Below are 9986 nucleotides of genomic sequence, written 5' to 3' on the forward strand. Positions count from 1 at the left end.
CGCCCACCCCGGCACCGCCGCCTCCGGGCCCGACCCAGGCCGAGATCGCGACCGCACAGGCCAAGAAGAAGGCCGAGGCGGAAAAGAAGGAGCGCGAGGAAGAGGCCAAGAAGCTCGCCGCAGCGAAGGCCGCTGACAAGGCGGCGGCCGAGAAAAAGGCCGCGGCGGAGAAAGCCGCCAACGAGAAGGAGCGTCAGCAGAAACTGGCGGCCGAGAAACGCGAACAGGAGCGCAAGGAAGCGGCCGAGGAAAAACGCCTGGCTCAGATCCGTGAAGACCAGATCAAACGCATGATGGGCCAGGCCGGCGCCAGCGGCGGCCCGCAGAGCACCGGTACGGCCCAGCAGTCCAGCGGCCCGACGCCGGGTTACGCCGGTCGCGTGGCCGCGCGCATCAAGCCCAACGTGGTGTTCACCGACATGGCACCCGGCAACCCGCGCGCCGAAGTCGAGGTGCGCACCTCGCCCGACGGCACCATCGTCTCGCGCCGCCTCGTCAAAAGCAGCGGCAACCCGGACTGGGACGAGGCCGTGTTGCGCGCGATCGACCGGACCGCGACGCTGCCCAAGGACACGAACGGCACCATGCCCTCCCCGTTCGTGATCGGGCTCAGGCCCCTCGACTGATCAGTCGAAGACGATTTCGGCGCGCTGCTCGTGCGCCTGCGCCATCCAGCTGGCCAGCGCGGCGTCCGTGGGGAAAAACAGCGCCCGGTCGTCCAGTTGCAGCTCGCACTGCGCCCCTTCGCGCAGCAAGGCCAGCCGCACCGGCAGGCCGCGCACCAGCTCCCCCTGCTCGGTGACTTCCCGCTTGGGCGGAAACTCGCGCACCAGCGCGGCCACCGAGGGCGCCGTGCCGTTCACCGCCACGCGCAGGTACTTGCCGAAGCGGCAGCGCGCCGCCGCCAGGTCCCAGATCTGCTGGATCTTCAGGCGCACGCCACCCGAGAAGCGATCCGGCTGCGCCACCGCCTGCACGACGATGAGCTCGTCGTCCTTGAGCAGGTTGCGGTGCATGTTGATCAGGTTTTCGTCGGCGCTGGTCTCGAACACGCCAGTCTTGTCGTCCAGTTTGAACAGCGCGAGTTTGCCGCGCTGGCCGTTGATCACCCGGAAATCGGTCACGATGCCGGCCAGGATCACCGGGTCGCGGCTCTCCACCACGTCGCCCAACGGCGTGCGCGCGAAGCGGCGCACCTCGCGCTGCACCTCGTCGAACAAGTGGCCCGAGAAGTAGAAGCCCATCGCGGTCTTCTCCAGCGTGAGCCGCTCCTTCACACCCCAGGGCATGGTGGCCACCAGGTCGGGCTCCTGCGTGCTCGAACCGTGGTCGTCGTCGCCCATCATGTCGAACAGCCCGCCCTGGTTGGCGTTGGCCAGGGTCGCGGCGGCGAACTCGAAGGCCCGGTCCACCGAGGCCAGCATCTCGGCGCGGTTGAGGTTCATCGAATCGAAGGCCCCGGCCTTGATCAGCGCCTCCACCGTGCGCTTGTTCAGGCGCGTGCGGTCCACCCGCACGCAGAAATCGAACAGGCTCTTGAACGGGCCCGTCTCGTCGCCGCGCGGCCCTTCGCCGCGGCCCTCGCGCGCGGCCACGATGGCCTCGATCGCCTGCTGGCCCGTGCCCTTGATCGCGCCCAGGCCGTAGCGAATGGATTTGTTGGTGATGGGCTCGAAGCGGTGGAAGCCCCGGTTCACGTCCGGCGCCTCGAAGCTGATGCCCATCTTCTGCGCGTCCTCGAACAGCACCTTGAGCTTGTCGGTGTCGTCCATTTCCACCGTCATGTTGGCGCAGAAGAACTCGGCGGTGTAGTGCACCTTGAGCCAGCCGGTGTGGTACGCGAGCAGCGAATAGGCGGCGGCGTGCGACTTGTTGAAGCCGTAGCCCGCGAACTTCTCCATCAAGTCGAAGACCTCGTCGGCCTTCTCTTGCGAGATGTCGTTCTTCGCCGCACCGGCGCGGAAGATCTCGCGGTGCTCGGCCATTTCCTCGGCCTTCTTCTTGCCCATCGCACGGCGCAACATGTCGGCGCCACCGAGCGAGTAGCCGCCCAGGATCTGCGCCGTCTGCATCACCTGTTCCTGGTAGACCATGATGCCGTAGGTCTCCGACAGCATCTCGGCCACCAGCGGGTGCGGGTACTCGATGGTCTCCTTGCCATGCTTGCGGTTCACGAAGCTGGGGATCAGGTCCATCGGGCCCGGTCGGTACAGCGCGTTGAGCGCGATCAGGTCTTCCAGGCGCGAAGGCTTGGCGTCTTTCAGCATGCCCTGCATGCCGCGGCTTTCAAACTGGAACACGGCTTCGGTCTGACCGCGCGAGAAGAGCGCATACACCTTCGCGTCGTTCAGCGGCACGTCCTCGAAACGGAAGTTCTCCTGCCCCGGGTGGCGCTTCATGATGAACTCGCGCGCGATCTCCAGGATGGTCAGCGTGGCCAGACCCAGAAAGTCGAACTTCACCAGGCCGATGGCCTCCACGTCGTCCTTGTCGTACTGGCTCACCGCCGATTCGCTGCCGGGCTGTGCGTACAGCGGGCAGAAGTCGGTCAGCTTGCCCGGCGCGATCAGCACGCCCCCGGCGTGCATGCCGATGTTGCGCGTCATGCCTTCGAGCTTCTGCGCCAGCTCGATCAGGGTCTTGACGTCGTCTTCCTTCTGGATGCGCTCGGCCAGCACCGGCTCCATCTCGATCGCGTAGTTGTTCTTGTCGCCTTCCTTCTTCTGTGCCGGCGGGTACTGCAGCGTGACCGACATGCCCGGCTTGTTCGGGATCAGCTTGGAGATGCCGTCGCAGAAGCCGTAGGAGAAGTCCAGCACGCGGCCCACGTCGCGGATGGCCGCTCGCGCGGCCAGCGTGCCGAAGGTGGCGATCTGGCTCACCGCCTCCTTGCCGTACTTGTCCTTCACGTAGTCGATCACGCGATCGCGGTTGGTCTGGCAGAAGTCGATGTCGAAGTCGGGCATGGACACCCGCTCCGGGTTCAGGAAGCGCTCGAACAGCAGGTTGTATTGCAGCGGATCGAGGTCGGTGATCTTCAGCGCGTAGGCCACCAGCGAACCGGCGCCCGACCCCCGGCCCGGCCCCACCGGGCAGCCGTTGTTCTTGGCCCAGTTGATGAAGTCGCCCACGATCAGGAAGTAGCCCGGGAACCCCATGTTCAGAATGGTGTTGATCTCGAACTCCAGCCGCTCCACATAGCGCGGGCGCTCGGCATCGCGTTTCGCGGTGTCGGGGTACAGGTGCGCCAGGCGCTCTTCCAGCCCCTCGAACGACGACTGCCGGAAGAAGTCCGCCATCGGCATCGGCACGCCGTCGATCAGCGGCGTGGGGAAGTTGGGCAGCTGCGGCTTGCCCAGCACCAGCGTGAGGTTGCAGCGCCTGACGATCTCCACCGAGTTCGCGAGCGCCGACGGCACGTCGGCAAACAGCGCCTGCATCTGCGCCGCGCTCTTGAAATACTGCTCGCGCGTGAAGCGGCGCACGCGCCGGTTGTTGCCCAGGATCTCGCCTTCGGCGATGCAGACGCGGGCCTCGTGCGCCTCGTAGTCGTCGGCCTCCAGGAACTGCACCGGGTGCGTGGCCACCACCGGCAGGTGCAGGCGCGCGGCCAATTGCACCGCCTGCGCCACATGGCGCTCGTCGTCGGCGCGCCCGGCGCGCTGCAGCTCGATGTAGAAGCGGTGCGTGAAGATGCTGGAGAGCTGCAGCGCCACGTCGGCCGCGCGCTGCGCATCGCCCTGCATCAGCGCCTGGCCCACCGGGCCGGCCTGCGCACCCGAGATCATGATCAGGCCGGCATTGCACTCCTGCAGCCAGTCGCGCTGCACCAGGGCCTGCCCACGGCCGTCGTTGCGCGTCCAGGCACGGGCCAGCAGCTCGCTCAGGTTCAGGTAACCCTGTTTGTCCTGCACCAGCAGCAGCGCGCGCGGCACCGGCGCCTGTTGGCTGCCCGGCATCGCACCAGGCGTTTCTTCGGTGAAGCCCTGCAACAGCACCTCGGCGCCGATGATGGGCTTGACGCCCGCACCGCGGGCTTCCTTGTAGAACTTGACCGCGCCAAACAGGTTGCTGAGATCGGTGATGGCCAGCGCGGGCTGGCCGTCGGCGGCGGCCGCGGCCACCACGTCGTCAATCCGGTTGGTGCCGTCGACGACGGAGAATTCGGTGTGCAGGCGCAGATGGGTGAACATCGGGCCATTTTAGAAGGCGCGGGGCCTTCTTCTCCCTCACGTGGGCGGAGGCACTTCGTCTTTGAGGATGCTCAGCACCTCGGACCGGAACTCCCGGCTGTAGAGGATGGCGACCACGGCCAGCGTGGCCACCACCATGGCCACAGGGGAAATGAACCAGGCCAGCGCAGCAAACGAAAAGTAATAAGCGCGCAAGCCGTCGTTGAAGGTGTCCGCCGCAGCGCCCACCATGGCTGCCGCGCGGTCCGCAAAGGCCCGGCGGTCGTGCTTGCCGGCCTCGAAATCCTCGGCCGGCGGCATGGCGCCGATCACCAGCGCCACGAAGGTGTATTGCCGCATGCACCAGGAAAAGCGGAAAAACGCGTAGACGAAAATCGCCACCATCACCAGGATCTTGAACTCGAAGACGATCAGCGAAGTGGTCTGGGCAAACGGGATCTCGCTCATCAGCTCGGTCGCTTTGTCGGTCGTGCCCAGCAGCGCGAACAGACCGCCGATGACCAGGATCGAGGTGGACGAGAAGAAGGCCGGCGTGTTCGACAGGGTCTGGGTGATGAGCCCGTCGAGCATGCGCGGGTCGCGCGCCGTGGTCTGGGTCATCCAGTAGCCCCGGTAGCGGTTGGTGGTGTGGAGCAGCGAGCCCATCTTGCGGCCCCACTCGCGGGCGAACCAGGCATAGCCGACCCACAGGGCCAGAAAGCAGACCAGCGCCAGCCAGTCTGCCCAGGGGATGATGCTGAGGAACTTCATGCGGACGGATGTTACGCCGTCCGCATCCACCTCAAGCCGCGAATTTCGCCGTCACCGACGCCACGCGCTCGCCGAAAAGGCGCGCGGTTTCCAGATCGCCCGGCAGCATGTCCTGCGCACCGGCATCGGAGGGCGACTGGGCGATCGCGCCGCTGTAGCTCACGAGGTAGTTCACGTCGTTGCGCTGGGCGCCCTTGGTGTTGCTGGGCATCAGGCCCTGGCTGACCCAGATCATGCCGTGCTGCATGGCCAGGGTGAACATCGTGTTCAGCGTGGCGAGCTTGTCGCCGTTCATGCCCGCGCTGTTGGTGAAGCCGGCGGCGATCTTGTCCTTCCACTTCTGGGCGAACCAGGGCTTGCTGGAGGCGTCGGCGAACTTCTTGAACTGCCAGCTCACGCTGCCCATGTAGGTGGGCGAGCCCATGATGATGGCGTCGGCCGCATCGAGGGTCTCCCAGCCGCCATCGGGCAGGTTGCCGTCGGCATCGATGGCGAGCAGCTCGGCATCGGCGCCCTGGGCCACCGCCTGCGCCATGCGCTGGGTATGGCCGTAGCCGGAGTGGTAGACCACGACAATTTTGGACATCTTGTGTTCCTGAAAAAAACGCGGCGCCGAAGCGCCGCGATGGAGAAAACGATAAAGCTCAGGCGGCCGTGCGGCGGGCGTCGAGGCTGAAGCCACCGGCACCGAAGGCGGCAAAGGCGAGCAGGCCACCGGTGATGGCGATGTTCTTGAAGAACATCAGCTGCTGCATCATCTGCTGCTCGGCCGGCAGGGCCCAGTAGGCGTGGAAGTAGAAACTGGCCACCAGCGTGAACACGGCCAGGGCGATGGCGGCGATGCGGGTGCGGTAGCCGATCAGCAGCGCCAGGCCGCCAAACAGCTCGATCACCAGCGCGATGGCCACGCCCACCGTGGGCAGCGGCAGGCCCATGGCCGTGGCGTAGCCGACGGAGCCGGCAAAGCCGGCGATCTTGCCAAAGCCGGCTGGCACGAAAACGATGGCCAGCAGGATGCGGCCGATCAGGGCCAGGGGGTTTTGCAGAGCGTTCATGGTGTTCCTTGAAAAAAGAGAAGGTTGAGAGGAAAAGAAAAAACGTTCAGGGAGCGAGATCGAACACGAGCACCTCGGCATCATCGCCGTTCGAGAGCTTCAGGTGGCTTTCACCGGCCAGCACGGCCGCGTCCCCCGCCTTGAGGTGTTGGCCGTTCACGTCGAGCTTGCCACGCACCAGGTGCACATAGGCCTTGCGGGCCGGGTTCAGCGCGAGTTCGGCGGCTTCCTGGCCGTCGATCAGACCCGCGTACATGGCGGCATCGGCGTGAATGGTCACCGAGCCCTCGGCCCCGTCGGGTGAGGCCACCAGGCGAAGTTGACCACGCTTCTCGGCCTCGGCAAACCCCTTCTGCTCGTAGCCCGGCTCGATGCCCTTCACATTGGGCTCGATCCAGATCTGCAGAAAGTGGGTCGTGGCGTCGGGGGCGTGGTTGAACTCGCTGTGGCGCACGCCGCTGCCCGCGCTCATGCGCTGCACATCGCCGGGAGGAATGCCCTTGACGTTGCCCATGCTGTCCTTGTGCGCGAGGTTGCCCTGCAGCACGTAGCTGATGATTTCCATGTCGCGGTGACCGTGCGTACCGAAACCGGTGCCCGGGGCAATGCGGTCTTCGTTGATCACGCGCAGGTTGCCCCAGCCCATCCAGGCGGGGTCGAAGTACTCGGCGAAGGAGAACGAGTGGTGGCTCTTGAGCCAGCCGTGGTCGGCATAGCCGCGAGCGTCGGAGCGTCGAATCTGAAGCATGGTGTATTCCTTTCCATCTTCCGTGGGGCCGGCCCGAATGGCTGGCATGGGGTGAATTCTGAGCGGGCCAGCCCCCTTTGTGACTGCACGGTTTTGATGGCATCATTCAAATCATTTGAACGATCAGAGTCACCACCATGGCCAATTCCAGCCCCCGGGCCGCCCTCTCGCCTGAAAACCTCGGCCTGCTCGATGCCGTCGCCCGCCTGGGCAGCATGGCGGCGGCCGCGCGCGAACTCGGCATGGTGCCCAGCGCCCTCACCTACCGCATCCGCCAGATCGAAGACGCGCTGGACGTGCTGCTGTTCGACCGCAGCGCGCGCCGCGCGGTGCTCACGCCCGCCGGGGCCGAGCTGCTGCGCGCCGGGCAGTACCTGCTGAGCGAACTCGACGCCGTGGCCCAGCGCGTCAAGCGCGTGGCCACCGGCTGGGAACCCCAGCTCACCATCGCCGCCGACGCCATCATCGCGCGCGCCACGCTGTTCGAGCTCTGCGAGGCCTTCTATGCCGAGGGCGCGCCCACCCGGCTCAAGCTGCGGGCCGAGACCTTGTCCGGCACGGTGGAGGCCCTGCAGAGCGGCCAGGCCGACCTCGCCCTGGGCGTGCCCAGCGAGATGTCGCTCACCGAGTTCCAGTCCGCGCCCATGGGCACGCTGTCCTTCGTCTACGCGGTCGCGCCGCACCACGCGCTGGCCGCCGCCACCCACAGCCTGTGCGACGAGGAGCTGCGCGAGCACCGCGCCGTGGCGGTGGCCGACAGCACGCAGCGCGGGCGCGGCGTCACGCACAACCTGCTGCCAGGGCAGGACGTGCTCACCGTGCCGACCATGCAGCACAAGCTCGAAGCGCAGTTGCGCGGCCTGGGCAGCGGCTTTCTGCCGCTGTCGCTCGCGCAACCCTTCATCAACGCCGGGCGCCTGGTGGTGAAAACCGTGCAGAGACCCAATCGCACCCTGCGCGTGTCCTACGCCTGGCGCCAGCCCCGCAGCGCGGGCGATGCCGGCCGCGCGCTGCGCTGGTGGCTGGACCGCCTGCAGCATCCCAAGACACGCAGCGCGCTGCTGAACAACCACCACCAGATTTAGTTAGGCTGATTCTCCAGAGCAACTGATACAGTCAGCCACACACCCATCATCCAACGCGCCAAGAGACATGACGAACACCAGAAGCCCACGCGCAACCCAAGCCACGAAGAACACCCGCTCCAAAGCCCGCGGCGCGGCGGCCACGCCTCTGCACTTCGCCGTGGTCGGCGGCGGCATGGCGGGGGTGGTGTGCGCGCGCACGCTGGTGCAGGCGGGGCATCGGGTCACGCTGTTCGAGCGAAGCCGTGAGTTCGGCGGCCGCATGGCCACGCGCCGCACCGAGTTCGGCGGCTTCGACCACGGCGCGCAGTACTTCACCGTGCGCGATGCGCGCTTCGACGCCGCGCTGCGCAGCACCAACGCCACCGCCGTCGTGCGCCCCTGGAGCGCCAGCACCGTGCGCGTGCTCGACGAACTCGGCCGCGTGCTGGCCAGCGCGCCGCCCCCCACCGAACCGCATTTCGTGGCCTCGCCCGGCATGAGCGCCCTGGTCAACCTCTGGGCGCAGCCCCTGGCGCACCCCGAGCTGCACGGCGGCCTGCTGGCCCGCACGCTGCTGGAAACCTCCGTCACGCGCGTCGAGCGCGACGCGCTGCACCCCGAGCAATGGCAACTGCGCGCCGAAGACACGCAGGGCGGCCAGCAGGTGCTGGGCGGCTTCGACCGCGTGGTGCTGGCCATGCCGCACCCGCAAGTCCACGACCTGCTGCTCGCCTCGGGCCTGGCACCCGAGCTTCGCCAGGCACTCACCCCGGTCCATGTGGCGCCGTGCTGGACGCTGATGGTGGCCTACCCCCAGGCCATGCAGCCCGGCCTGCCCCACCTCGGCCCGCAATGGAACGCCGCGCGCAGCACGCACCACCGCATCAGCTGGCTGGCGCGCGAATCCAGCAAACCCGGGCGCGACCCCATCGAACGCTGGACCGTCCAGGCCAGCCCCGCGTGGTCCACCAAGCACCTGGAAGACGACGCCGAGCGCGCCAAGGGCAAGCTGCTCAAGGGCTTCGCCGAAATCACCGGCATCCGTGCCACGCCCACGCACGCCGTGGCGCACCGCTGGCGCTTTGCCCAGACGCAGACGCCGCTGGGCCAGAGCCACCTGCTCGACAAGGCACTGGGCATCGGCGCCTGCGGCGACTGGTGCCTGGGCCACCGCGTCGAAGACGCCTTCGTCTCCGGCCTGGAGATGGCGCTCGCCATCGCCTGAGTCCGTTCGGACTCGGGCCAGGACGGCCATGTACCGAGGTCGTTTCGCCCCTTCACCCACGGGCCCGCTGCATGCGGGCTCACTGGTCGCCGCGCTCGCCAGCTGGCTCGACGCCCGCGCCCACGGCGGCGTGTGGCTGGTGCGCATCGAGGACGTGGACACGCCCCGCTGCGTGCCCGGCGCCGACGACACCATCCTGCGCCAGCTGGCCGCCTGCGGCCTGGTCAGCGACGAGCCGGTGGTCTGGCAAACACAGCGCGGCCCGCGCTACCAGCAGATGCTGGACCAGCTGGTGACACTGGGTCGCGCCTACCCCTGCGCCTGCTCTCGCAAGGACATCGAGGCCACACTGCAGGCCCAGGGGCTCGTGCGCGAACGCCACCACATCGCGGTCTACCCCGGCACCTGCCGGCCCGAGCGGGGCGGCCTGCACGGCCAACCCGCCAGGGCCTGGCGCTTCGCCATCGATCCCGCGCACAGCATCGTGCGCTGGACCGATCGCCAACTCGGCCCGCAGGCGCAGGACGTGGCCACCGAAGTCGGCGACTTCGTGCTCAAGCGCGCCGACGGCCTCTGGGCCTACCAGCTCGCGGTGGTCGTGGACGACGCGGCGCAGGACATCACGCACGTGGTGCGCGGCGAGGACCTGGCCGACAACACGGCGCGGCAGATCCAGCTGCAACTGGCCCTGGGCCTGCCCACGCCAGCCTACCGGCACACCCCGCTGGTGCTCGGCGACAACGGTGAAAAGCTCAGCAAGCAGAACGGCGCGCAACCGCTGGATCTGAGCGACCCTTCGATGGCGCTGGTGCAGGCCGCCCGGGCCCTCGGGCTGCCGGCGCCCGGGCGCGACACGGTGGCCAACCTGCTCGCGGCGTGGACCCAGGCCTGGCCCGCCTAAAATTCATCCCTTCCCCGACCGACCGTTCCCGATGACCGACCCCCGCC

9 protein-coding genes are annotated in these 9986 nt (G+C 67.7%); 4 read left to right on the plus strand and 5 right to left on the minus strand.

From position 1 onward, the window contains the following. Positions 1 to 626 (plus strand): cell envelope integrity protein TolA (gene tolA, locus AC07ZS_RS28765; RefSeq protein WP_494801860.1); only part of this gene is annotated, 626 nt, incomplete at its 5' end. Here tolA and dnaE read toward each other — a convergent pair. The 5 genes from dnaE to AC07ZS_RS28790 are packed head-to-tail and all read right to left on the minus strand — an operon-like array spanning position 627 to position 6746. Beyond that, positions 627 to 4193 (minus strand): DNA polymerase III subunit alpha, encoded by a 3567-nt coding sequence (gene dnaE / locus AC07ZS_RS28770; RefSeq protein ID WP_494801861.1) that lies wholly within the window; start codon positions 4191 to 4193, stop codon positions 627 to 629. A gap of 36 nt (positions 4194 to 4229) precedes the next feature. Continuing rightward, positions 4230 to 4943, minus strand: a complete 714-nt coding sequence (locus AC07ZS_RS28775) for a DUF599 domain-containing protein (RefSeq protein ID WP_494801862.1) — start codon at positions 4941 to 4943, stop codon at positions 4230 to 4232. A 31-nt stretch (positions 4944 to 4974) separates the two neighbouring features. Then, positions 4975 to 5529, minus strand: a complete 555-nt coding sequence (locus AC07ZS_RS28780; RefSeq protein WP_494801863.1) for a flavodoxin family protein — start codon at positions 5527 to 5529, stop codon at positions 4975 to 4977. Between the two features lie 58 nt (positions 5530 to 5587). Continuing rightward, positions 5588 to 5998, minus strand: a complete 411-nt coding sequence (locus AC07ZS_RS28785) for a DoxX family protein (RefSeq protein WP_494801864.1) — start codon at positions 5996 to 5998, stop codon at positions 5588 to 5590. A 46-nt stretch (positions 5999 to 6044) separates the two neighbouring features. Continuing rightward, entirely contained in the window at positions 6045 to 6746 is a 702-nt protein-coding gene (locus AC07ZS_RS28790) for a pirin family protein (RefSeq protein ID WP_494801865.1), read from the minus strand. A gap of 137 nt (positions 6747 to 6883) precedes the next feature. Here AC07ZS_RS28790 and AC07ZS_RS28795 point away from each other — a divergent pair, with 137 nt between their 5' ends. The 3 genes from AC07ZS_RS28795 (at position 6884) to gluQRS (ending at position 9939) form a co-directional block, all read left to right on the plus strand. After that, on the plus strand, positions 6884 to 7831 hold the full coding sequence (locus AC07ZS_RS28795) for a LysR family transcriptional regulator (protein ID WP_494801866.1): 948 nt from the start codon (positions 6884 to 6886) through the stop codon (positions 7829 to 7831). Positions 7832 to 7898: 67 nt separating this feature from the next. Further along, positions 7899 to 9038 (plus strand): NAD(P)/FAD-dependent oxidoreductase, encoded by a 1140-nt coding sequence (locus AC07ZS_RS28800; RefSeq protein ID WP_494801867.1) that lies wholly within the window; start codon positions 7899 to 7901, stop codon positions 9036 to 9038. 28 nt (positions 9039 to 9066) lie between these two features. Further along, positions 9067 to 9939, plus strand: a complete 873-nt coding sequence (gene gluQRS, locus AC07ZS_RS28805) for a tRNA glutamyl-Q(34) synthetase GluQRS (protein ID WP_494801868.1) — start codon at positions 9067 to 9069, stop codon at positions 9937 to 9939. The last annotated feature ends 47 nt before the right edge of the window (positions 9940 to 9986 follow it).

The organism is Hydrogenophaga sp. GW456-12-10-14-TSB4 (genome assembly GCF_059424305.1).